The following is a 22,951-nucleotide window of genomic DNA, read 5'->3' on the forward strand; positions in this document are numbered from 1 at the left end:
CCACGCTAGCCCGGACGGCCGGTGTGGTTGGCACGGATCGCGACCGCGGTCAGAGCCAGCCGTTGTCCCGGGCGGCGCGGACGGCCTCGGCCCGGTCGGCCGCGCCGAGCTTCTGAACGGCGGCGGACAGGTGGTTGCGGACGGTGCCGGTGGACAGGTGCACCCGGCGGGCGATCACCGCGACCGGGGCGCCGAACTCGGCCAGCCGCAGCGTCTCCAGCTCCCGAGGCGTCAGCGGGCACACGGGCAGGGTCAACGCGTCGGCGGCCAGCGACGGGTCGACGTACCGGCCGCCGGCGTGTACCCGGCGGATCACGTCGGCGAGCGCGCCGCCCGGCGAGCCCTTGGGCACGAAGCCGCGCGCCCCGGCGGTCAGCGCCTGCCGCAGGTGCCCGGGACGACCCTGCCCGGTCAGCACGACCACCGCGCACTCCGGACGGACCCGGGTCAGCTCGGCGGCCACCGCGATGCCGTCGAGACCTGGCATCTCCAGGTCCACCACTGCCACGTCCGGGCGGTGCGCGAGCGTCGCGGTCACCGCCGTGGGTCCGTCGGCGGCCTGGGCCACCACGTCGATGTCCGGCTCCAGGCCGAGCAGCGCGGCGACCGCGACCCGGATCAGGTCCTCGTCGTCGGCGAGCAGGACGCGGATCACGACGTCACCGGCACGGTCGCCTCAAGGGTGAACACGCTGCCCTCCCGGCGGACCCGCAGCTCTCCCCCGGCCGCGGCGAGCCGGTCGGCCAGGCCGCGCAGGCCGTGGCTGTGCGCGTCCGGGCCGCTGTCGTCGGCACCGTCGTTGGCGATTGTCATCCTGGCCCCGTTCTCGTTCCGGTCGATGTGGATCCGGCACCACTCGGCCCGGCTGTGCCGCAGCACGTTTGTGCCCGCCTCGCGCAGCACCGCCGCCAGTTCGGTGGCGGCCGGCTGGGGCAGGTCGACGTCTGACGGCACCGTGCAGCGCACCCCGCAGGAGCGCAGCACGTCGGCCACGGCGGCCAGTTGCTCACCGAGGTCGACGGCCCGGTAGCCGTGCACGCTCTCGCGGACCTCGGTGAGCGCGGAGGCGGCCAACCGTTGCACCTCGGCGGCCTCCCGCCCGGCCCGCTCCGGGTCGACAGGTGCGAGCCGCGCGGCGAGTTCGGCCTTGAGCGCGATCACGGTGAGGCTGTGCCCCAGCAGGTCGTGCACGTCACGGGCGAAGCGCAGCCGCTCCTCGGCGGCGGCCAGCCGGGCCTGGGCGGCCTGACCCTGCCGAGCCTCCACCAGCAGGTCCCAGAACCAGACCTGGAACCAGTTGACCGCGGCCACACCCACCCCGACGCCGCCGGTCACGGCCAGGGACCGCCCCACGGATCCGCCGGTCCACCAGGCGACCGCCGCCGACACGAGCAGGGTGCCGGCGGTGACCGCCAGCGCGCCCGGGAGGGCTACCAGCAAGGGGGCCATCCCGACCAGGGAGGCCCCGATCCACGCCCAGGTCGGCCAGGCACCGGCCGCGACCGGGGCCACCAACGGCACGGTCAGCGCCGCCCCGACGACAAGGCCGAGCTGGGCACGACGTCGCCACCGTTGCGCGAGCCAGGGGGTGACCGCCGCGTACAGCAGAGCGGTCTGGGTGGCCGCGAAGACGAGGATCCCGACCGCGCCGAGCACGACGCGGCCGGCGGACGGCTCCCGGGTCAGGCCGACCGCGGGCAGCAGGACGCCCGCCCACACGCCGGTGGCCAGCGACAGCAGCGTCGCCCGCCGAGCCCGGCGCAGCCGGCGGTCCGCCCGGGGGGTCACCACCTCGCTCGTCACGCACCGATCCTAGGACCGCCCGGCGCTCGGTCCACCCCTGCGAGATGTCATGGTCGGACCGTGCGATCCGCGCGGGATTCCGGTGACGGACGCGCCTGCCGACCGCGCCGGGACCCCGGCAGGGTCAACGGCATGGAAAACACACTTGTGTACGCGGACAGCAGCCCCGTCGTACCGTCGCCGTCGCCGTCGCCGGCCGCGCCCGGCGCCGGCACGCGGCGGCTGTGGTGGCATCTCGCCGAGATGGCGTTGGCCATGGTCGTCGGGATGCTGCTGCTCGGGCCCCTGTGGGACGCGGCCGGCGCCCCGCTCGGGCTGAGCGGGACGCTGGGCCGGCCGGACGTCGCCGCGCTGGTGATGGCCACGAACATGACGATCGGGATGACGGTGTGGATGCGCTACCGGGCGCACCACTGGCGTGGGGTCGTCGAGATGGCCGCGGCGATGTACGTGCCGTTCCTGTTGGTGCTCGTGCCGTTCTGGGCCGGCCGGCTGGACGGCGAGGCCCTGGTGCTCGGCGGTCACCTGCTGATGGTGCCGGCGATGGTGCTGGTGGCAGTGCGTCATCGGCACGAGTCGCCGGTGGCGGTACGCCGGCATCCGGCCGTGGTGGCGCTGGCCCGCCGCTGGCCGGCCGGGCTGGCGCTGCTGATGACCGTGGAACTGTGGGTCGACCCGAGGATCCTCAGCCCGTGGACGATGCTGGTGCTGCCCAGCGGGTACCTGCTGATCGGTGTGGCCCGACGGACCCTGCGCGGGCCGGGCGTGCTCGCCACCCAACTGGTCGGCCTGGTCGTCTGGGTCGCGCTGACACTGACCGCGGTCGCGGTCGGGGGTCAGACGGCGGCGTGGCTGGTGGCGCTCGGTTGGCTGGTGCACGGCGGGTGGGACCTGGTCCACCACCGCACCGGCCGGGTGGTGCCACGCGGGTACGCCGAGTGGTGCGGCGTGCTCGACGTCACGCTGGGGGGCATCATGATCGTGGCAATCCTGACCGGCGCCGTCTGACGGGGGCGACCTTGTGGGGTGCCGCTGGGCGCCGATCGCGCACTTGTGGCGGTCGGCGCAGCGGCGTGGACGGCGTAATGAAAGGCTTGGCACATGAGTTCCGCACCTGCACAGCACGACGCACCGACTGACGCACCGACTGACGCCGTCCCCGCCGACGCCGAAGAGGTGTACGCCTTCACCGAGCTCGGGCTGCGTCCCGAGCTGCTGGGCGCGCTGTCCGCCCTCGGTTACGAGGAGCCGACCCCGATCCAGCGGGAGGCGATCCCACCCCTGCTGGAGGGTCGGGACCTGCTGGGCCAGGCCGCCACCGGCACCGGCAAGACGGCGGCGTTCGCGCTCCCGCTGCTCAACCTCATGACGGCCCACCGCCAGGGTGGTGACCCGGTCGCGCTGGTGTTGGTGCCGACCCGGGAGCTGGCGGTGCAGGTCTCCGAGGCGTTCCACCGCTATGGCAAGGACCTGGGCGCCCGGGTGCTGCCGATCTACGGCGGGCAGCCGATCGGGCGGCAGCTGCGGGCACTTGACAACGGTGTCGACGTGGTGGTCGCCACCCCCGGGCGGGCCCTCGACCACATCGCCCGGGGCACCCTGCGCCTGGGTGGGCTGGCCACGGTGGTGCTCGACGAGGCCGACGAGATGCTCGACATGGGCTTCGCCGAGGACATCGAGGCGATCCTGGAGCACGCTCCGGCGGAGCGTCAGACGGTGCTCTTCTCGGCCACCATGCCGTCGCGCATCGACGGGATGGCCCGGCAGCACCTGCGCGAACCGGTCCGGATCGAGATCGGCCGGGAGCAGACGGTCGCGGGCGAGGCGCCCCGGGTGCGGCAGAGCGCATACATCGTGACCCGGGCCCACAAGCCGGCCGCGTTGGGCCGGGTGCTGGACGTGGAGTCGCCCACCGCGGCGATCGTGTTCTGCCGCAGCCGGGAAGAGGTCGACCGGCTGACCGAGACGATGAACGGGCGGGGTTACCGCTCCGAGGCGCTGCACGGCGGGATGAGCCAGGAGCAGCGCGACCGGGTGATGGGCCGCCTGCGGGCGGGCACCGCCGACCTGCTGGTGGCCACCGACGTGGCGGCCCGTGGGCTGGACGTCGAGCAGCTCACCCATGTGGTCAACTACGACGTGCCGTCCGCGCCGGAGTCGTACGTGCACCGGATCGGTCGGGTGGGCCGGGCCGGCCGGGAGGGCGTGGCGATCACCCTCGCCGAGCCGCGCGAGCACCGGATGCTCAAGACCATCGAGCGGGTGACCGGCCAACGGATCACCATCGACAAGATCCCCACCGTGGCCGACATGCGGACGCGGCGGTTGGAGCTGACCCAGGCGGCGCTGCGGGAGAGCCTGCTGGAGGACGACCTCGACGGGTACCGGGTGATCGTGGAGACGCTCACCGACGAGTTCGACCTGATGGAGGTCGCCCTCGCCGCCGTGAAGCTGGCCCACGAGGTGACGTCGCCGGGCTCCGACGACGAGGAGGAGATCCCGCAGGTCCCGGTGCGCGGTCCGCGCGAGGGCCGACCGGAGAGCGGCGGCCGGGGCGGCGACCGGCGGGGCGGAGGCCGGCCGCGCTCGGGCGGCGGCAACACCGTCCAGGTCTTCGTCGGCCTGGGCCGGCGGGCCGGGGTGCGCCCGCAGGATCTGGTGGGCGCGATCACCGGGGAGACCGGGATCCGTGGCCGGGACATCGGCTCGATCGAGATCGCCGACCGGTTCTCGTTGGTGGAGGTGCCGCAGGGGGTGGCCGACGAGGTGATCTCCGGGTTGCGGCAGAGCACGATCAAGGGCCGCAAGGCGACCGTGCGCCGCGACCGCGGGGGCGACGAGCGCTGAGCACGCCGCCGGCGACCGCCGGCCTGAACACGCCGCCGGCGACCGCCAGGGTACGACGGTCGCCGGCGCAACGGATCAGAAGGAGTACGGGCCGAACCGGCCCCAGGCCACCACGGCGGCGAGCACGAGCAGCACCGCGCAGGTGATCGCACCCTGGATCTCCGTGCGACGCTCGGCCGCCGTGTCGCGCTGCTTCCTGTCGCGCAGGTGCACGGAGATGCCGCCGATCATGACGATGACCAGCCCGGCGGCGGCGAGCGGGGTGAGCACGGTGGCGATGTCGGCGAGCGGAGGCAGCACCAGCCCGACGGCGGCCAGCAACTCGACCGCGCCGAGCGCCTTGACCTGGGTCGGCGGGACCGGGTCCACCCACCGCATCAGCTCGCGCAACTTGTCCTTGGGCTGGGTCAGCTTGGCGAAGCCGGCGCCGGCGAAGACGGCGGCGAGCAGGATCTGGATGATCCAGAGCACCAGGTTCACGGGGGTTCCTCCAGGGGACCGCCTCGCGGCGGAGAGGTAGTTGAGGATTCAAGCGAGACAGTAGACCTCACCCCGCGTACCACAGGACCCCCGCCGTCTCCGATGACGGCGGGGGTCCTTTTGCGCGCAGCGTCAGACCGTGAAGAGGGCCGGACCGTCCAGCGCCTCGACGTCGGCCGGGCGCAGCGCCAGGGCGAGCACGTCGGCCACGTCGGCCAGGGTGTGCACGGTCAGCGCCTCGCGCACCTCGGTCGGCAGGTCGTCCAGGTCGGGCTCGTTGCGCGCCGGGATGATCACCTCGGTGAGGCCGGCCCGGTGTGCGGCGAGCAGCTTCTGCTTCACCCCACCGATCGGCAGCACCCGACCGGAGAGCGTCACCTCGCCGGTCATCCCGAACTCGGGGCGGACCGGGCGGCCGGTGACCAGCGACGCCAGGGCCGTGACCATGGTGATGCCGGCGCTCGGACCGTCCTTGGGCACCGCGCCCGCCGGGAAGTGGACGTGGATCCGGCGTCCCGCGAGAGCGTTCGGGTCGATGCCGAACCGCCGCCCGTTGGAGCGCAGGTAGGAGAGCGCGATCTGCGCCGACTCCTTCATCACGTCACCGAGCTGGCCGGTCAGGGTCAGCCCCGGCTCGCCCTCCATGCCTGTCGCCTCGATGAAGAGCACGTCCCCACCGGCGCCGGTGACGGCGAGGCCGGTTGCCACGCCGGGCACGGCGGTTCGCTCGGCCGATTCCGGGGTGAACTTCGGTCGCCCCAGGTAGCCGGTGAGGTTGTCCTTGTCGACGCGTACCGGGGTCGGGTCGGTCGCCAGCGTCACCGCCACCTTGCGCAGGATCTTGGCGAGGCCACGTTCGAGCTGCCGGACTCCGGCCTCCCGGGTGTACTCCCCCGCGATCAGCGCGAGAGCGTCGTCGGCGACGCTCACCTCGTCGGCGGTCAGCCCGGCCCGATCCCGCTGCCGGGGCAGCAGGTGGTCGCGGGCGATGGCGACCTTCTCGTCCTCGGTGTAGCCGTCCAGGGTGACCAGCTCCATCCGGTCCAGCAGGGGGCCGGGGATGGACTCCACCACGTTGGCGGTGGCCAGGAACAGCACGTCGGACAGGTCCAGGTCGACCTCCAGGTAGTGGTCCCGGAAGGTGTGGTTCTGGGCTGGGTCGAGCACCTCCAGCAGGGCGGCGGCCGGGTCGCCGGCGTAGCCGGCGGAGACCTTGTCCACCTCGTCGAGGAGCACGACCGGGTTCATCGAGCCGGCCTCGCGCAGCGCGCGGACGATCCGGCCGGGCAGCGCGCCCACGTAGGTACGCCGGTGACCGCGGATCTCCGCCTCGTCGCGGACGCCGCCGAGCGAGACCCGGACGAAGTTACGCCCGAGTGCCCGCGCCACGGACTCGCCGAGGCTGGTCTTGCCCACTCCGGGAGGGCCGGCGAGGGCGAGGACCGCGCCGGAGCCGCGACCGCCGACCACGCCGAGGTTGCGCTCGGCCCGCCGGTTGCGCACGGCCAGGTACTCCAGGATGCGGTCCTTCACGTCGGCCAGGCCGGCGTGGTCGGCGTCGAGCACCGCCCGGGCCGCGGCCAGATCGGTGTTGTCCTCGGTACGCGTGCCCCACGGCATCTCCAGCACCGTGTCGAGCCAGGTGCGGATCCAGCCCGCCTCCGGGGAGGCGTCACTGGCCCGCTCCAGCTTGCCGACCTCGCGCATGGCCGCCTCGCGGACCTTCTCCGGCAGCTCGGCGGCCTCGACCCGGGACCGGTAGTCGGCCGAGCCGTCCGGCTCGTCCTCGCCCAGTTCCTTGCGGATCGCGGCGAGCTGCTGGCGCAGCAGGAACTCCCGCTGGGACTTCTCCAGCCCCTCCCGGACGTCACTGTTGATCTGCTCGGTGACCTCCTGCTCGGCCAGGTAGTCCTTCACCCAGCCGACAAGCAGCTCCAACCGGGCGGTGACGTCCGGCGCGGCGAGCAACTCGGTCTTCTGGTCCAGGGTCAGCCAGGGCGCGTAGCCGGCGGAGTCGGCCAGCTCGGACAGGTCGGTCATCCGCTCCACCGCGTCGATGACCTGCCAGGCGCCCCGTTGCTGGAGCACGGAGGTCACCAGGGCGCGGTACTCGCGGGCGAGTTCCCGGGCGCGGCCGGCGGGAGCGGGTTCGTCGAGTTCGGTCGCCTCGACCCAGAGGGCGGCGCCGGGGCCGGGCACGCCGGAGCCGATCCGGGCCCGGGACAGGCCGCGGATGACGGCGGCGGGCTCACCCTCGGGGAGCCGGCCGACCTTCTCGATGGTGGCGACGACGCCGACCGGACCGTACTCGCCGTCGATGCGCGGCACGGCCAGCAGCTTGCGATCGCCGGTCGCCCGTGCCGCGTCGATCGCGGCCTGGGTGGTCGGGTCGAGGGTCACCGGGATGACCATGCCGGGCAGCAGCACGGCGTCGGTCAGGGGAAGTACCGGAAGAGTTGCCATCGAACACCTGCTATCGCGTTGAGTTGAGCGTGTCTGGCTCAAGTAACAAAGCGTTCCCCTTGTTCCGGACTGTGACCCAGACCACTCCAGGGAGCGTTCCACCCGACTCCCCTCGTTCGGTGCGTACCCGCATGATCGGCACCCACCGGGGAACGGCGCAGACATGCCGGGAGCCGCCACCATCCGACTCGTCGTCGTGGACGATCACCCCCTTTTCGTCCGCGGCCTCGAATTGCTGCTCCCGATCACCAGCGCGGGCCGCGCCGAGGTGGTCGCCTCGACCGGCGACGCCGCCGCCGCCGCGATGCTTGTCGGCCGCTGCCGGCCCGACCTGGTCCTTGTCGACCTGCACCTGCCGGCGCCGGGTGGGATCCGGGCGGTGGCCGCGATCCGGCGGGCCACCCCACGGGTACGGGTGGTCGCGATGTCCGGCGGCGTCGACCCCGCCACGGCACTGGAAGCGCTGCGGGCCGGGGCCGAGGGGTTCCTGCCCAAGACCAGCGAACCGGAGGAACTGCTGCCCCCACTGCTGACCATTCTCGGCGGCTGGGCGGTGCTCCCCGCCGAGTTGTTACGTGCCATGACGCGGCCCACGCCCGCCACCTCGGTCGACCTGGACGGCGAGGAACGGCGGCTGCTGCGCGCGATCGCCGCCGGCCGCAAGACCGTCGACATCGCCGAAGAACTGCACGTCTCGGAACGGACGGTGAAACGGATGACCGCCGCGTTGCTGCGCAGGCTGCGGGTGTCCAACCGGGCCGAGGCGGCCGCCGTGGCCGGGCACACCGGCCTGCTCCATCATTGAGGCTCCGCCATCGGCACCGTTTCACGGTTTTTTTCGGTAACGGAATCGCGACGCGCCGAATGGGACGCATATTGTTGCGCATTACCGGGGTGATAGGTCAGACTTTGGACACATCCCGCCGCACACAGGGAGTAATCGGCAATGGCGAGAAAAGTAATCACGGTCCTGACCGACGACCTGGACGGCGGCAAGGCCGACCGGACGGTCGAGTTCAGTCTCGACGGAGTGGCCTACACGATCGACGTCTCGGACGAAAATGCCGGCGTCTTGCGTAAGGCCCTGGACCCCTACATCAATGCGGGTCGGCGGATCGGCCGCGGTCCGGTGGAGAGCGCCCGATCGATCCGGCGGCCGGGGCGACCCACCGGCGCCGGAATGGATCGGGAGCAGAACCGGGCCATCCGGGAATGGGCCGTCAAGAACGGCTACAAGATTTCCGAGCGGGGCCGGATCCCGGTTGAGGTCGTCGAGGCGTACAAGGCGCGCTGACGCGCGAGTTGCCGACGGGGTCCCGCTGTGACGGCGGGGCCCCGTCGGGTCGTCCGGCACGAGAAACGACGGTGGCCGGTCACCAGGGCCCTCGCCCGGGTGACCGGCCACCGCCGGTCGAGGTCGGTCAGTTGACGTCGATGCGTACCGAGTCGAACGCGGGCGTCTGGTTGGCCCGCTCCATCATCGGCAGGCGGTGCGAGCCGTCACCGGCCCAGACGGAGCACTGCGCGGTCCCCGACTCCGGCAGGCCCGGAATCTGGATCGTCACCTCGTCGGGCTGGGCGCCACCGCGACCGTCCTCGGTCGCGACGAAGAAGGCGGGCACCTCCTGCGGCTCCGGCGGGGCGGTCAGGCTGTCCAACATCCGGCACGCGGTGTGGAAGTGACCCCGCACCAGGCCCTGGGCGTTGAGCAGCGAGCTCTCCACGTAGTAGCCGCCCTGACCGGCGGCCAGGAAGCGGTCCCGGACCAGGTTGCGGGTGCTGACCCGCAGGGTGAACGCCTGGTTGCGGCCGACCTGGTCGGGGAACTGGGTGATCAGCAGGGACGGGTTGTTGGCGGCGGCGCCGACCTCACCGAACTCGGTGCTCACGCAGCGGTTGCCAATCTGGAAACCGTCGTGCGGCTGGAGCCGGCTCTCGTCACAGTCGTTGGCCAGCACGCCGAGCCCGGCGCCGGGGGCGTTGCCGCCACCGTTGTTGCCACCGCCGTTGTTGCCGCCACCGTTGTTGCCGCCACCGGGGCTGGTGGTGGGTGAGCTGCCGCCGTTGTTGCCGGTCGGCTGCACCTGACAGTCGGCGAGCTGCGCGAGGCCCTGCGGCCGAGGTCCGACCCGGTCGATCGCGGTCGTGATCCGGTCCAGCACCGCGCGCCGCTTGCCGGCCAGCGGTTGGAGGATCGCGTTGCGGATGAACGCCTCACCCTTGTTGCCCTCGGCGGCCAACCGGCGGTCCGCCTCGGCGATCTGGGCCTGCAACTGGGCGAGACTCCGGTCCACCTCGGCCCGCGCCTGGGCCGGCACCTGCGGCAACTTCGCCGTCACGTCCGGACAGGCGATGGCCGTGCCGGTGCCCACAGTGCCGTCCTTGCCGTCCTCGCACTCGGGGACCGACTGCTGCCCGTCACCCCAGTGATTACGCACCCAACGACCGTTTTGCCAGGTCCGGCTGGTCGAGGCGCCGCCAGCCGGCGCGGTCGAGCCCGGGCTCGGCTCCACGCACTGCCCCGCGACCGGACGCGGCTTATTTGTCCGCCGGTCCTGGGCCGACGAAATCTGGGTCACGGCGACGACTCCGCCGAAGACCACGAGCGTGCCGACAACGGCCAGCAGACGCTTGCTCCGCGCGTTGCCGGATGACCGGCGCGCCCGTGTGGACCTGCGCATCGAATTGCTCTCCTTCTCGATCCGGTAGTGGATTCCTGCCCTCGGCGGACCGACGGATGTGAGAGGGCACGCCACGGCGGTGAGCACCGTGACCTACCCGGGTAATGCGTCGATGGCCGACGATGCCCTTTCCGCACCGTCTCCCGCGCCCGGGGGCGCGGATGGGGAGATCCTGTTCATTCGCGCAGGAGTACGGGACGGCGACCGGGAAGGTTCAACCGTCGCGCAGGAAATTGCCGGGACCGGATCCGGAGCCGGTGTCAGCAGGGAGAACGGGCGCCGGTCAGTCGACGCAGAGGTGGTCGAAGGCGAATCCGCCGACCAGTTCGGCGCGGCGTCGACTCAGCGCGACGATCTGCGCGGTCAACTCGGCGCGCGGCAACAGGTCCGTTTCGGCGTTCGCCCGCAGCCGCTCCCCGACCGCGACGGTGGCGAGATCCTCGGCCAGTTGGGCCGCGTCGATGCCGCAGGAGAAGCGCTGCTCGGTCACCGCGACCCGCTCGACCAGGCACGCGTCGGGGCGGACCTGCACCCAACTCCACCCCTGCGCCGTCCCGTCGGCCCAGCGCACGTGCAGGCCGCGCACGATCGGGTCGGCCACCCGTCCCGCCACGTACGCCTCGACCGCCGCCGCGCGGGTCAGCGCGCCCAGGTCGTTGACCCGCCCGGTGCGGCCGTCGGGCAGTCGACCGAGGATGTCCCGGAAGCCCATCGGGGCCGGGTCGTCCCCGTCGGCGGTCACCCCGGCGGCGCCCGCCGCGTAGGCGCGCGCGTCGATCACGTACTCCACGAGGCGTCGGCCGTGCTCGGCAGCCCGCAAGGTCGGCGACCCGATCCGCAGCACGGGCAGGCCGGCGGCGGCGCTGACGGCGTCGGTGAGTCGCTCGGCACGCTGCTGCGCCGAGCCGGCGGGGGCCACCGGGCCGATCTGGACGGCGACGATCGCCCGGCCGGTGTCGGCGGCGCAGACCACGACGTCGAAGCTGGCACGGCTGGCCGAACTCCACTGACTGCCGGTGACCCCGGGCGGGCGACCCTGGACCAGATCGCTGAGCCGGCGCGCCGGATGGACCCGGTGGCCGGCGCGACTGAGCGGTGTCTCGCGCCCGCCGTCGGCGGGCAGCGCCCGCAGCCAGCCGCGATCGTCGCTGCCGATGCTCGTCATCTGCCTGATCCATCCGCCGGTCGGTCGAGCCGGGCCGAGTCTAGGTGGTCGATCATGCGACCCCGAGTTTGCATGTGACCGGGATCACAGGCGACTGACGTTCCAGGGGCGGCCGGCGGGTGTATCCAGCGACCGCCGGTACCGCGCCGGCCGGAGGTGACCATGTCGCGACAGCAGTTCGGCTTCCTCGCCGGGTTTCTCGCCGTGGCGGTCTGGGCACTCGCCGGCATCGGCGTGGCCGCCCTCGCCGTACTCGCGGGCCTGCTCGGCTGGCTCGTGGTCCGGGTGCTCGACGGCGACCTCACGGTGACCGGCCTCGGCGACCGCCACACCGACCCGCGGCGGCGCCGATGACCACCCGTCCCGCCGACGCCGCGGAGGTCGCGCGGATCGCGGTCCGGGCGGCCGGCCTGGTGCCGGGCGTGTCCGTCGTCCGCCCGGCGGCGGTCCGCCTCGACGACCGGTCCGTCGGACTCGACCTGCACCTGATCACCTGGTACGGGCACAGCGTGCCCGCCATCGCCGAGACGGTCCGGGCGGTGGTCGCCGACCGGGTGGCCGCCAGCACCGGGCTGCACGTAGCGATGGTGACAGTCACCGTGGACGACCTGCTCGTCCCGGGCGTCGACGTCTCCGCCCCCGCGACCGTGTCCGCCGAGGGCGGCTGAGATGCGCAGCGTCAACCGGGTCGCCTCGCTGGTGCTGGCCACCGTCCTGCTCGTCGGCGGGGCGCTGGTGGCCGCCCAGGCACTGCTCCTCGCCCTGGACCGGCCGGTGCCGCTGGAGCCCACCGGCTGGCTCGACGCCCTGAGCGGCGCCCGGTGGCGCGACCCGGGCGTCCAGGCGGTGGCCGGCGGCGCCGTCCTGCTCGGCCTGGTCATCCTGGTCGCCCAACTGCGCCCCTGGACGCCGGTGCGGTTGCGCACCGACGAACACGACGGCTGGCACCTGCACCGGCGCAGTGTGGAGCGGCGACTGGCCGACGCCGCCAGCGCGGTGCCCGGCGTACGCCGCGCCCGGGTCCGGGTCCGACGGCGCGGCGGCCAGTGGCGCCCCCGGGTGCGCGCGACCGGCGACCCGGCGGCCCGGCCGGAGATCGAGTACGCGGTGCACCAGGAGTTGCACCGGCTCACCGCGCCACGCTCCGGCCCCATCGACGTCCGGCTCCAACCTCGCCGGCGGCCGGCATGACGAACGCCGCGCACCGCCTGTTGTGGACCATCATCGCGCTGCTGCTCGTGGCGGTCGGCGGCGCGGCGCTGGCGGCCGGCCACGGCGCCCTGCCCGGCGCCGACGCACGGGCGGTGGTGCTCAGCGCCGGGCTGCTGGAGCGGTGGCGGATGGCCGCGCCGTGGAGCACCCTGGCCGCGGCGGTCGGCGGGGTCCTGCTCGCCCTGGCCGGGCAGCGCCTGCTGGCCCGGGAGGTGCGGCGACCCGCCGGTACGCTGCGCGGCACCCTGAGCCACCCCGGGCGGCGACCGGGCCGGACCCGGCTGGCCACCGATGTCCTCACCGACGCGCTGGTCCGGGACCTGACCGGCAACCCCGGGGTACGCCGGGCCCGCGTCGTGCTCACCGGCGAGCCCCCGCGCCCCGACGTGTGGATCCGGGTGGACCTGACCGCCGACGCGGCGACCGCGGGCGTCCGCGAGCACGTACGCGCCGCCGTCCGCCGGTTCGCGGCGACGACCGACTGCCAGCCGGCGCACCTCGACGTGACCGCCCACATCGAGCCGGTCCGACCCTGACCGACACCGAACCAGGCCGACACCGAACCAGGCCGACACCGAACCAGGCCGACACCGAACCAGGCCGACACCGAACCAGGCCGACCCTGACCCGCGCCGGGCCGGGCCGGCGGGCATGATCGGGCCGGGGACGGGTGTCGGACGGAGGTGCGCGGGTGCGGGTGGTGTCGCTGGTGCCGTCGCTGACCGAGGCGGTGGCGCTGACCCTGCCGGGGCTGCTGGTCGGAGCCACCGACTGGTGCAGCCACCCGGCCGGGCTCGACGTCGCCCGCGTCGGCGGCAGCAAGTACCCGGACCTGGACCGGGTCCGCGCGCTGCGGCCGGATCTGGTGCTGCTCAACGTCGAGGAGAACAGCCGGGCCGACGCCGAGGCGCTGCGGGCGGCCGGTGTGCCGGTGCGGGTCACCTACCCGCGTACCGTCGCGGGCGCCCTGACCGAGCTGGGCGAGCTGTTGGCCGAGTTGGGCGCACCGGCCGAGCCGGACTGGCTGCGGGCCGCTCGGCGCTCGTGGGCCGCGCCGCCCCGGCTGGTGCCGCCCCGCCGCGCGGTGGTGCCGGTCTGGCGTCGACCATGGGTGGTGCTGGGCAGCGACACGTTCGCCGGCGACGTGCTGCGCCGACTGGGCGTGATCAACGCCTACGACGAACACCCCGAGCGCTATCCCCGCCCGCCCCTCGCGGAGCTGCGCGAGCAGGCGCCCGACCTGGTGGTGCTACCGGACGAGCCGTACCGGTTCACCGCCGAGGACGGGCCGGAGGCGTTCCCCGGCGTACCGTGCGCTCTGCTCTCCGGTCGGCACCTCACCTGGTACGGACCCCTCCCTGGCCGAGGCGCCCATGCTCCTGGCCGAGCAGCTGTCCCGGCCGGTGGTAGTCGACTGACGCGGACGGCCCGGCAGCTCAGCCGCCCAGCGGGCCCAGCGGCTCAGCGGCTCAGCGGCTCAGCCGTCGACGCCGGGGCGACGCGCGGCCACGACGCTGGCCCCGATGGAGACCGCCAGGGTCAGCACCACCACCGCGAGGGTCGACCAGACCGGCAGCTTGCCCACCGGCGTCTCGGCGAGGATGAGCTTGAGCCCCGCGAAGCCGAGCAGCAGCGCCAGACCGTAGCGCAGGTAGCCGAACTGGCGCAGCAGGCCGGCGAGGCAGAAGTAGAGGCTGCGCAGTCCCAGTACGGCGAAGGCGGTCGCCGTCCAGACCAGGAAGGTGGTCGTGGTGATGGCGAGGATCGCCGCCACCGAGTCGATGGCGAAGACCACGTCGGTGGCCTCGATGGCGACGAGCGCCACCAACAGCAACGTCGCCACCCGCCGACCGGCGACCCGGGCCGTGAACCGGTCGCCGTGGTAGCGGGCGTCGGTGGGCACCAGCCTTCGAAACAGCCGCACCACGACGTTGCGTTCCGGGTCGACGTCCGGCTTTCCGCGTACGGCCAGCCGCCAACCCGTCCAGATCAGGAAGGCACCCAACACGAACCCGGCCCAGGCGAGCCGGTCCAGCAGCTCGGCGCCGGCGAGGATGAACAGCAGACGGAAGACGAGCGCTCCGACGACACCCCAGAACAGCACCTTGTGCTGGTAGCCCGACGGCACTCGGAAGTAGCCGAAGAGCAGGGCGAAAACGAACACGTTGTCCACCGAGAGCGCCTTTTCCAACAGGTAGCCGGAGAAGTACGCGATGGCCGGGTCGCCGCCGAGGCCCCACCAGAGGACCACCCCGAACAGCAGACCCGCGCCGATCCAGATGGCGCTCCACAGCACCGCCTCGGGTAGTTCGATGACGTGGTTGTCCCGGTGCAGGAGCACGTCCACGGCGAGCAGCACGGCGATCAGCGCGCTGGTTGCCGCCCAGGCCCACAGCGGCACCATGACCGTCGCCTCAGCCACCGACGCCCTCCGCATCGACCACGGCCACCGCCCGACACCGCATCCGCCGGCTGTGTCGAGCCTAGGCGAGCGGCCTCGGTCCAGACCGGGGAAGTCGGATCCGTCCGCCGATCTTGCACTTTCTGTCGTCCTTGTGTCGGGGAAAGGGGCTTGTGCCAGGGCAGAAAATGCAAGATCGACGCATGGTTGGGGTGGGTGTGGGGTCGGGGTGGGCGGGTCTGCCGCACATCGGTGGCGGGTGATCCGGCAGGATCGACGGTGACCGGACACATCAACCGACACGGCAGGAGATCCCCGCATGAACCAGGCAGCAGGCGCCCGATCCGGCAAGCCCGAGGTGGGTCCGATCGAGGGTGCGCCGCCGGCCGACCTCGTGATCGAGGACATCACCGTGGGTGAGGGACCGCAGGCCGCACCGGGCCAGCTCGCCAGCGTGCACTACGTCGGCGTGTCGCACTCCACCGGCGACGAGTTCGACTCGTCCTGGAACCGGGGCGAGGCGTTCGAGTTCCCGCTCGGCGGCGGTCAGGTCATCGCCGGCTGGGACCAGGGCGTCGTCGGCATGCGCGTCGGCGGCCGCCGCCGTCTCACCATCCCGCCCCACCTGGGGTACGGCGACCGCGGTGCGGCCGGCGTCATCAAGCCGGGCGAGACGCTCATCTTCGTCGTCGACCTGCTCGGCGTGCGCTGACCGATGCACGGGGGGTCGTCGGCACGCGCCGACGACCCCGCGGCGGACCCGGAGCACGCGGGGGTTGTGCGGCGCGCGCCGACGGCCTCGCGCCAGACCCGGAGCACGCAGCGGTTGTGCGGCGCCGACGGCCTCGCGGCGAACCCGAAGCACGCGAGGGTCACCGACGCGTGCCGGCGGCCCACACCCGACACGGATCCAACGGGGTCACCGATGAGCGCTGGCGGCGTTGCGGCGGACTCGGATCGCTCGGATCGCTCGGATCGCTCGGATCGCTCGGATCGCTCGGATCGCTCGGATCGCTCGGGCCGCGGTCAGGCGGCCAGTTGCAGGTCCGCCGGCCCGACTGCCGGGCGACGGGCGGCCTCGACGATCCGGGCCGGCTCCAGGATCGGCATCACCCGGTGCAGGCCGGTGGCGCGCAGCACACGGGCCACGACCGGGCTCGGGTCGATCAGGACCAGTGCGCCACCGCACGCCCGAACACGCAGGTGTGCGGCGAGCAGGGTGCGGACGCCGGCGGCGGAGAGCAGCCGCAGCCCGGACAGGTCAACTTGAAGCACCGGACGGGCCGGCACGGACCACAGCGCGGACCGGAACGCGGCCACCGTGGCGATGTCGACCTCGCCGGCCACCCGCACGAGGACCATCTGGTCACTCACGCTGACCTGCACGTCCAGCCGGTCGCTCCGCTCACCCATGCCGAGAAATCTCGTCGCCCCCACCGACAGTTTCGGCCTCCGGCGGAGTGATTCCGGGTACGCCCAGGGTCTTACCCCGAGGTACCCGTCATCCCCCTCGGGGTGCAGGCCCGTGGCCCCTGCTCCGCGGCCTCGCCGCGCCGCGCGTCGCCCCGCCGCGCCGCGCCCCGCCTTGCCGCGCCCTGCCGCGCCTCGCCCGCGCGCCAACCGGCGGGCCGGGCCGTGATCGACTGCGGGTCAGTGAAACCGGGGCATCCGGAGCAGCGGGATGCCCCGACATCACGGATGTCGTGTTGATCTTGGATGGCTGTCGGCGTCGGCGGTGGAGAATAGGCCGATGGTGATCCCTCGGCCCCGGCCGCCCCGGTTGATCCGTCCCGTCCGCGAGCCGGCCACCGTTCCCCCGCCGTTGGCCGGGGCGTGGGCACCGACGGATCGAAGGCTCGACCGCGCCGAGGTGCTGCCCCTGCCCGACGGCGCCGTCGGCCCGGAGGACGTGCTTGTCGACGACGCCGGCCGGGTGATCAGTGGCGACGAGGACGGCCGGCTCTGGTGCTGGCCGGTCGACGCGCCGGTCGGCACCCGCCCCCGGCTGCTGGCCGAGACCGGTGGCCGGCCGCTCGGCATCGAGGTGGACGCGTCCGGCGAGGCTCTCGTCGTGTGCGACGCGTACCGCGGGTTGTTGCGGGTGACGCCCGACGGCGCGGTACGCGAACTGACCGGAACGGCGCCCCTGGTGCACCTGGCCAACAACGCGACGGTGGCGCGCGACGGCACCGTCTACTTCACCGACTCCTCCGACCGGTTCCCGGTCTCGCACTGGAAGCGGGACCTGTTGGAGCATCGCCCCAACGGGCGGGTGCTGGCCCACCATCCAGGCACCGGCCGCACCGAGGTGGTGGCCGACGGGCTGTACTTCCCCAACGGGATCGCGCTGACCCCGGACGAGTCGGCGCTGATGCTCGTGGAGACCAGCACCCACCGCCTGCTCCGCGTCGACCTGGGCGGCGGCGTCCGGGTGCTCGCCGACCTGCCCGCGTACCCGGACAATCTCTCCGCCGTCGGCGACGGGACGTACTGGATCGCGTTGCCCAGCCCACGGGTGCCGATCGCCGAGCGGCTGCTGCCGCACCCGCGACTGCGACAGATCGCCGCGTTGCTGCCCGACGCGTTGCAGCCGCAGCCGCGCCGCTACGGGCTGGTCGCGCTCGTCGACGACGCGGGCACGGTCCACCGGACGCTGCACGGCCCGGCCGGGCGGTACCGCATGATCACCGGGGTACGCCAGCACGGCGACCACCTCTGGCTGGGCAGCCTGGTCGGGCCGGGGGTGGCCCGCGTACCGCTGGATTGATCCGCCCGGTGGGCCGGCCCGCCGTGGTGGCGGGCCGGCCCAGGGTGTGCGCGCCGGTGTCTCAGCGGCCGCTGACCGAGGGCGCCGGGGCGGGCGAGCCGCCGGCCACCGCGCCCGGGTGCGCCGGGGCGACAGGTGCGGGCTTGAGACCGGGCGATACCGGCAGGGCGCTGCCCCGGGCGAACTCGTCCCAGCTCACGTTCCACGCGGTCCAGCCGTTGCCCGGCTGCAACTCCACCTCGGTGCCCTTGACGGTGATCAGGTCACCGACCTGCGTCACCCCCATCAACCAGTTGGCGGCGGTGGCGGAGACGTTGGCGCAGCCGTGCGAGACGTTCGTGTTGCCCTGGTCGCCCTCCGACCACGGCGCGGAGTGGATGAACTCGCCACCCCACGTGTAGCGCTGGGCGTCGTCGACGTCGACAACGTACCCACCGTTGGGCTCACCCCGGGTGTCGAAGGTGGTCCGCGCGTGCTTCTCCATGATCACCATCTTGCCGCTGGAGCTCGGCGTGCTCGGCTTGCCCAGGCTGACCGGGATGCGGCGGACCTGCTTGCCGTCACGCAGCACCGTCATCTGCTTGGTGGCGTTGTCGATCTCCAGCGCGAGCTGGCGGCCGATCTTGGAGGTGGCGGTCCGCTCGGCGTCGCCGACCCGGTCCTTGCCGATCGGCAGGCCCTCCAGGCCGGCCCGGACGCTGATCGTGGTCCCCGGTTTCCAGAAATCGGGCGCCCGGTAATAGACCTGACTGCCGTCCTCGATCCACGACCAGGTGCCCGGCTGCGGAGGGTTCGTCTTCACGAACAACCGCCGCTGAACATCTGCTCTGGCCTCTTTCGGAATTGCCGGGTCGAACGCGACGGTTACCGGCATCGCCGTGCCGTACGTCCGATTGCCCACGAAATAGAGGGTGCTGGTGATCTGCGGTTTGGTCGATTTGGCCATGGTGGTGAACGAGGTGGTGCGGGTGGTGGTGAGACCGGAGTCCCCGGTCGCGGTCACCTCGGCGGTGTACGTCCGCCGCGGTTGCAGCGGCGCCGTCGGCACCCAACCCGAGCCGTCTTCGCGCGGCTCGGCCCCGACCTGCTTGCCCTTGTCGTCGGTGAGGCGTACGCCGGTGACCCGCCCACCCTTGACCACGGTGCCCACCTCGGCGCTGACCGGGACGTCCCGGGCCCGGTCCGCCGGTGTCACGGCGAGGTCCGGGCCGGCGACGTGGTCCTTGGCCGAACCATTCGCCGAGTGGTCCCGGTCGGCGGTGCACCCACCCAGGATGAGCGGTGCGGCTGCGATGGTTACCGCCAACAGCGTCAATCGCCGCCTAGACGTCATGTTCAGTCCCCCCGTATTCGACTTCCCTCCGCCACATTCTGACCTGCCCAGCAGGGGCATCAGCCGCATTCCGAAATAATTGGCGGCGCATTTACCGACGCATTTTCCGACGATGTTCCACTTGGCAGAACAGGCGCTCAACCGACCGATGTCGGGCCCTCTGGTCCGCTTGAGCCGGGCGGGTGCGGGCGTCCCGTTCGTGATCGACTCGGCTTCGTCGAGGCCGGGGCATCGGGACGTCCAGGATGCCGCGACCTCCATGAGCGCGAGTGGATCACGCTCGGTTCGCGGGCGGGTCGGGTCCGGTGAGATCGGGTCCGCGCACTTCGGGGACGGACTTTTGTCGCCTGAAGCGAAACTTCTGCCGAACGCGACGAAGCTTTGCCTTCGTCCGGGGGCAAGGGTAAGGTCACCTTCCAGATAGAGGGTTGCCCATTAGTCGATCAGCTTGCCGCCACCCTGCCGGGTCGCCGTGTTCCGCCCCCACAGGGGGCTGAGCCGCACCGGCGCGCCGTCCTCACCGTCCAGCCGGAGCCCGCCTCCGGCTGGTTCGGCGTGCCCGGGTGACGGTGGCCAGGTCGACCTCCGCCGACGGCGTACCTGCCGTCAGGAAGGGACCACCACCATGGATCAACAGCTCAACCAATCGACACCGGCGTCCGGAGCGATCAGCCGGCGCGGAGTGCTGCGCGCCGCGACCGTCTCCGCCGCCGCCGTCGGCACCGCCGGCCTGCTCGCCAGCCCGGCCACCGCCGCACCCGCCGGGCCGTCCCAGGGCCGGCGTCGGGTGCCGGTCGACCGGATCAGCATTCAGCTCTACACCCTGCGTGACCAGCTCACCGCCGACCTACCCGGCACCCTGGACGCGCTGCGCCGGATCGGCTACCGGCGGGTGGAACACGCCGGATTCGTCGGACGCACCGCCGCGCAGTTCCGGGCCGCGCTCGACGAGGCCGGGCTGCGGTCCACCTCCGGGCACACCGGCATCCCACAGCCCTTCGACGCCGCCACCTGGGAGCAGGCCCTCGCCGACGCCAACGTCGTGGGCTGCAAGAAGATCGTCCACCCCTACTTCGGTCGGGACGCCAACGGTCAGGCGATCCGGGACCCCAACGTCTACCGTGCCCTGGCCCGCGACCTGAACAAGGCCGGCCGGCTGGCCGAACGCGCCGGGCTCGACTTCGGCTACCACAACCACCAGCTGGAGTTCACGCCGTTGACCGACGGTTCGACCGGCTTCGAGATCCTCACCGGGCAGACCGACCCGCGGCTGGTCCACTTCGAGCTCGACCTCTACTGGACCTGGCGGGGCGTGCACGACCCGGTCGACGTGATCCGGGCCAACCGCGGCCGGATCCGCCAGGTGCACGTCAAGGACCTCGACGTCGAGGGCGGGTTCGCCGACCTCGGCGACGGCCTCATCGACTTCGGCCGCATCTTCGCCCACGAGCGGGAGGCCGGCATCGAGGAGTACATCGTGGAGCGCGACGACGCGGGCACCACGCCACGCTCCCCCGCCGACGCCCTGGACACCGCTCGGGTCGGCTTCGACTATCTCGCTTCACTCCGGTACTGAAACACCTCGGGGGACAATCTTGATGAACAGGACCGCATTCGCGTCCGCCCTGCTGCTGGTGACGGCCGGTCTGGTCGTACCAGCGTCGGCAGCGGCCGCGGCGCCGGCCGCGCCGCCGGACACCAGCTTCCAGAAAGTGACTCTCAACGACTTCCCGGGCGAGCCGATGAGCCTCGCCGTCCTGCCCGACCTTCGGGTGCTGCACACCTCCCGCACCGGCGAGGTCCGCATCCACGACCCGCGTACCGGGCTGAACACCCTCGCCGCCGACATTCCGGTGTACGAGCACGACGAGGAGGGGTTGCAGGGGGTCGCCATCGACCCGAACTTCGCCCAGAACAAGTGGGTCTACCTCTACTACTCGCCGCCGATGAACACGCCCGTGGACGACCCGGCGACTCCCGGCGTCAACGAGGGGGACGCGCCGGAGACCGGCACCGAGGCGGACTGGCAGCCGTACAAGGGCGCGCTGCGGCTGTCCCGGTTCAAGCTGGACGGGATGAAGCTCAACCTCGCCAGCGAGCAGCAGATCATCGACGTGCCGACCGACCGGGGCATCTGCTGCCACGTCGGCGGCCAGATCGACTTCGACAGCTTGGGCAACCTGTACCTGTCGACAGGTGACGACACCAACCCGTTCGCCTCCGACGGCTACATCCCGATCGACGAGCGGGCCGACCGCCACCCGGCGTTCGACGCCCAGCGCAGCGCGGCCAACACCAACGACCTGCGCGGCAAGCTGCTGCGCATCAAGGTGAAGAACGGCGGCGGTTACACGGTGCCGGCCGGCAACCTGTTCAAGCCGGGCACGGAGAAGACCCGCCCGGAGATCTACGCGATGGGACTGCGCAACGCGTTCCGGTTCTCCGTCGACAGGCGTACCGACAACGTGTACGTGGGCGACTACTCCCCGGACGCCTCCACCCCGAACCCGGAGCGCGGGCCGGCCGGGCACGGCCGGTGGATGGTCATCGACAAGCCGGCGAACTACGGCTGGCCGTACTGCGTGACGCCGACGATCGCCTACCGCGACTACGACTTCGCCACCGGTGAGTCCGGGCCCAAGTTCAACTGCAAGCGCCCGGTCAACGACTCACCGCACAACACCGGCAAGCGCGTGCTGCCGGCGGTCGAGCAGCCGCAGGTCTGGTACGCGGCCGCCCCGTCGGCCGAGTTCCCGCAACTGGGCACCGGCGGCATCTCGCCGATGGGCGGCCCGGCGTACGACTACGACGGGACCAGCACGTCGCGTACCCGCTGGCCGGCCTACTACGACGGCGTGCCGCTGTTCTACGAGTGGTCCCGCGACTACATCAAGGAGTTCCGCCTCGACTCCGACGGCGACGTGACGGACATCCGTCCGGTGGCGTCGTCGCTCGTGGTGGACAACCCGATGGACATGGAGTTCGGCCCGGACGGCGCGCTCTACGTGCTGGAGTACGGTGACGGCTACTTCGCCGAGAACCCGGACGCCCAGCTGTCCCGGATCGACTTCGTCCGCGGCAATCGGACGCCGATCCCGAAGATCAGTGGTACGCCGACCGTCGGGCAGGCCCCGTTGACCGTCGCGTTCTCCAGCGCCGGCACCACCGACCCGGATGGTGACAAGCTCAGCTACGCGTGGGACTTCAACGCGGACGGTTCGGTGGACAGCACCGCTCCGAACGCGAGCTGGACGTTCCCGAAGAACGGCTCGTACACGCCGACGCTGAAGGTGACCGACCGCACCGGACGGTCCGCCTCGGCATCCCTGCCGCTTGTGGTCGGGCCGACCGCGCCGGTCGTCGAGTTCGTCACTCCGGAGGCCGGGCAGCCCTTCCAGTTCGGGCAGACGGTCGCGTACGAGGTGAAGGTCACCGACGACCTGCCGGTGGACTGCTCCAAGGTGAAGGTCACCTACGTGCTCGGGCACGACGAGCACGGGCACCCGCTCTCCACCTCGACGGGTTGCTCCGGGACCATTCCCACGTTCCTCGACGGTGGGCACAGCGGTGCGGACAACCTGACCGCCGTGTTCGTCGCGGAATACACCGACGCGGGCAACCCCGCGCAGTCGGGCTCGGCCACGGTCGTGCTGGACCCGACCCCGGTGGCCGGCCTGGCCGGCTGACCAGCCCACGATGACAGCGGCGGGGGGCGCGCGGGGCCCCGCGGGGCCCCCCCGCCGGGGGCCCCCCGCCGCGCCCCCGCGGGCCCCCCCCCCCCCCGCCCCGCCCCCCGCGC

General features: G+C 72.7%; 21 protein-coding genes and 1 pseudogene. 13 read left to right on the plus strand and 9 right to left on the minus strand.

The window, feature by feature from the left end; genetic code table 11:
- Positions 1-49: 49 nt before the first annotated feature.
- Positions 50-655 (minus strand): response regulator transcription factor, encoded by a 606-nt coding sequence (locus ACLQ29_RS24930; RefSeq protein ID WP_393370620.1) that lies wholly within the window; start codon positions 653-655, stop codon positions 50-52.
- Positions 652-1,803 carry a histidine kinase gene (locus ACLQ29_RS24935; protein ID WP_425773893.1) on the minus strand — a complete coding sequence of 384 codons (1,152 nt, stop codon included), beginning with the start codon at positions 1,801-1,803 and terminating at the stop codon, positions 652-654. Before ACLQ29_RS24935 ends, ACLQ29_RS24930 begins: the two co-directional genes overlap by 4 nt.
- A 132-nt stretch (positions 1,804-1,935) precedes the next feature.
- Between ACLQ29_RS24935 and ACLQ29_RS24940 the strand changes: the two genes are divergently transcribed.
- Together ACLQ29_RS24940 and ACLQ29_RS24945 are read left to right on the plus strand one after the other, a co-directional pair.
- Entirely contained in the window at positions 1,936-2,811 is an 876-nt protein-coding gene (locus tag ACLQ29_RS24940) for a hypothetical protein (RefSeq protein WP_425773894.1), read from the plus strand.
- A 93-nt stretch (positions 2,812-2,904) separates the two neighbouring features.
- The gene (locus ACLQ29_RS24945; protein WP_425773895.1) at positions 2,905-4,650 is read left to right on the plus strand and encodes a DEAD/DEAH box helicase; all 1,746 of its coding nucleotides are present in this window, start codon (positions 2,905-2,907) and stop codon (positions 4,648-4,650) included.
- Between the two features lie 75 nt (positions 4,651-4,725).
- On the opposite strand, the gene ACLQ29_RS24950 is transcribed toward ACLQ29_RS24945, so the two are convergent.
- Together ACLQ29_RS24950 and lon are read right to left on the minus strand one after the other, a co-directional pair.
- Complete coding sequence (locus ACLQ29_RS24950; protein WP_425773896.1) at positions 4,726-5,130, minus strand: DoxX family protein; 405 nt, start codon at positions 5,128-5,130, stop codon at positions 4,726-4,728.
- Positions 5,131-5,262: 132 nt separating this feature from the next.
- Positions 5,263-7,593 (minus strand): endopeptidase La, encoded by a 2,331-nt coding sequence (gene lon, locus ACLQ29_RS24955; protein WP_425773897.1) that lies wholly within the window; start codon positions 7,591-7,593, stop codon positions 5,263-5,265.
- A 196-nt stretch (positions 7,594-7,789) separates the two neighbouring features.
- On the opposite strand from lon, the gene ACLQ29_RS24960 reads away from it, so the two are divergent.
- Positions 7,790-8,398: a response regulator gene (locus ACLQ29_RS24960; protein WP_425773898.1), complete on the plus strand. Its 609-nt coding sequence runs from the start codon at positions 7,790-7,792 to the stop codon at positions 8,396-8,398.
- Between the two features lie 141 nt (positions 8,399-8,539).
- Complete coding sequence (locus tag ACLQ29_RS24965) at positions 8,540-8,887, plus strand: histone-like nucleoid-structuring protein Lsr2 (protein WP_357076739.1); 348 nt, start codon at positions 8,540-8,542, stop codon at positions 8,885-8,887.
- A 127-nt stretch (positions 8,888-9,014) separates the two neighbouring features.
- On the opposite strand, the gene ACLQ29_RS24970 is transcribed toward ACLQ29_RS24965, so the two are convergent.
- A complete protein-coding gene (locus tag ACLQ29_RS24970) occupies positions 9,015-10,274 on the minus strand; it encodes a hypothetical protein (protein WP_425773899.1) in 1,260 nt (419 codons plus the stop codon).
- A gap of 283 nt (positions 10,275-10,557) precedes the next feature.
- Complete coding sequence (locus ACLQ29_RS24975; RefSeq protein ID WP_425773900.1) at positions 10,558-11,439, minus strand: hypothetical protein; 882 nt, start codon at positions 11,437-11,439, stop codon at positions 10,558-10,560.
- A gap of 162 nt (positions 11,440-11,601) precedes the next feature.
- On the opposite strand from ACLQ29_RS24975, the gene ACLQ29_RS24980 reads away from it, so the two are divergent.
- From ACLQ29_RS24980 to ACLQ29_RS25000, 5 genes and pseudogenes are all read left to right on the plus strand, one after another.
- Complete coding sequence (locus ACLQ29_RS24980) at positions 11,602-11,793, plus strand: hypothetical protein (RefSeq protein ID WP_357811124.1); 192 nt, start codon at positions 11,602-11,604, stop codon at positions 11,791-11,793.
- Positions 11,790-12,107, plus strand: coding sequence for an Asp23/Gls24 family envelope stress response protein (locus tag ACLQ29_RS24985; protein WP_425773901.1), 318 nt, complete (start codon positions 11,790-11,792; stop codon positions 12,105-12,107). Before ACLQ29_RS24980 ends, ACLQ29_RS24985 begins: the two co-directional genes overlap by 4 nt.
- Position 12,108: 1 nt before the next feature.
- Entirely contained in the window at positions 12,109-12,630 is a 522-nt protein-coding gene (locus tag ACLQ29_RS24990; protein ID WP_425773902.1) for a DUF6286 domain-containing protein, read from the plus strand.
- Positions 12,627-13,187 carry a hypothetical protein gene (locus tag ACLQ29_RS24995; protein ID WP_425773903.1) on the plus strand — a complete coding sequence of 187 codons (561 nt, stop codon included), beginning with the start codon at positions 12,627-12,629 and terminating at the stop codon, positions 13,185-13,187. Before ACLQ29_RS24990 ends, ACLQ29_RS24995 begins: the two co-directional genes overlap by 4 nt.
- A 155-nt stretch (positions 13,188-13,342) precedes the next feature.
- Positions 13,343-14,069, plus strand: a pseudogene (locus ACLQ29_RS25000) (helical backbone metal receptor).
- A gap of 59 nt (positions 14,070-14,128) precedes the next feature.
- Here the strand turns inward: ACLQ29_RS25000 and ACLQ29_RS25005 are convergent.
- Complete coding sequence (locus tag ACLQ29_RS25005; protein ID WP_425774015.1) at positions 14,129-15,055, minus strand: TerC family protein; 927 nt, start codon at positions 15,053-15,055, stop codon at positions 14,129-14,131.
- Between the two features lie 316 nt (positions 15,056-15,371).
- Here ACLQ29_RS25005 and ACLQ29_RS25010 point away from each other — a divergent pair, with 316 nt between their 5' ends.
- Positions 15,372-15,764 (plus strand): FKBP-type peptidyl-prolyl cis-trans isomerase, encoded by a 393-nt coding sequence (locus ACLQ29_RS25010; RefSeq protein WP_425773904.1) that lies wholly within the window; start codon positions 15,372-15,374, stop codon positions 15,762-15,764.
- Between the two features lie 314 nt (positions 15,765-16,078).
- Here the strand turns inward: ACLQ29_RS25010 and ACLQ29_RS25015 are convergent, their stop codons facing one another.
- On the minus strand, positions 16,079-16,465 hold the full coding sequence (locus ACLQ29_RS25015) for an STAS domain-containing protein (RefSeq protein WP_425773905.1): 387 nt from the start codon (positions 16,463-16,465) through the stop codon (positions 16,079-16,081).
- 337 nt (positions 16,466-16,802) lie between these two features.
- On the opposite strand from ACLQ29_RS25015, the gene ACLQ29_RS25020 reads away from it, so the two are divergent.
- The gene (locus ACLQ29_RS25020; protein WP_425773906.1) at positions 16,803-17,819 is read left to right on the plus strand and encodes an SMP-30/gluconolactonase/LRE family protein; all 1,017 of its coding nucleotides are present in this window, start codon (positions 16,803-16,805) and stop codon (positions 17,817-17,819) included.
- Between the two features lie 61 nt (positions 17,820-17,880).
- Here the strand turns inward: ACLQ29_RS25020 and ACLQ29_RS25025 are convergent, their stop codons facing one another.
- Entirely contained in the window at positions 17,881-19,152 is a 1,272-nt protein-coding gene (locus tag ACLQ29_RS25025) for an Ig-like domain-containing protein (RefSeq protein ID WP_425773907.1), read from the minus strand.
- Positions 19,153-19,777: 625 nt separating this feature from the next.
- Between ACLQ29_RS25025 and ACLQ29_RS25030 the strand changes: the two genes are divergently transcribed.
- Complete coding sequence (locus ACLQ29_RS25030) at positions 19,778-20,728, plus strand: TIM barrel protein (protein WP_425773908.1); 951 nt, start codon at positions 19,778-19,780, stop codon at positions 20,726-20,728.
- A 22-nt stretch (positions 20,729-20,750) separates the two neighbouring features.
- Positions 20,751-22,838: a PQQ-dependent sugar dehydrogenase gene (locus ACLQ29_RS25035; RefSeq protein ID WP_425773909.1), complete on the plus strand. Its 2,088-nt coding sequence runs from the start codon at positions 20,751-20,753 to the stop codon at positions 22,836-22,838.
- Positions 22,839-22,951: the final 113 nt, after the last annotated feature.

The sequence above is a fragment of the Micromonospora sp. DT228 genome (genome assembly GCF_049841595.1).
In the GTDB taxonomy this organism is placed as follows: Bacteria; Actinomycetota; Actinomycetes; order Mycobacteriales; family Micromonosporaceae; genus Micromonospora.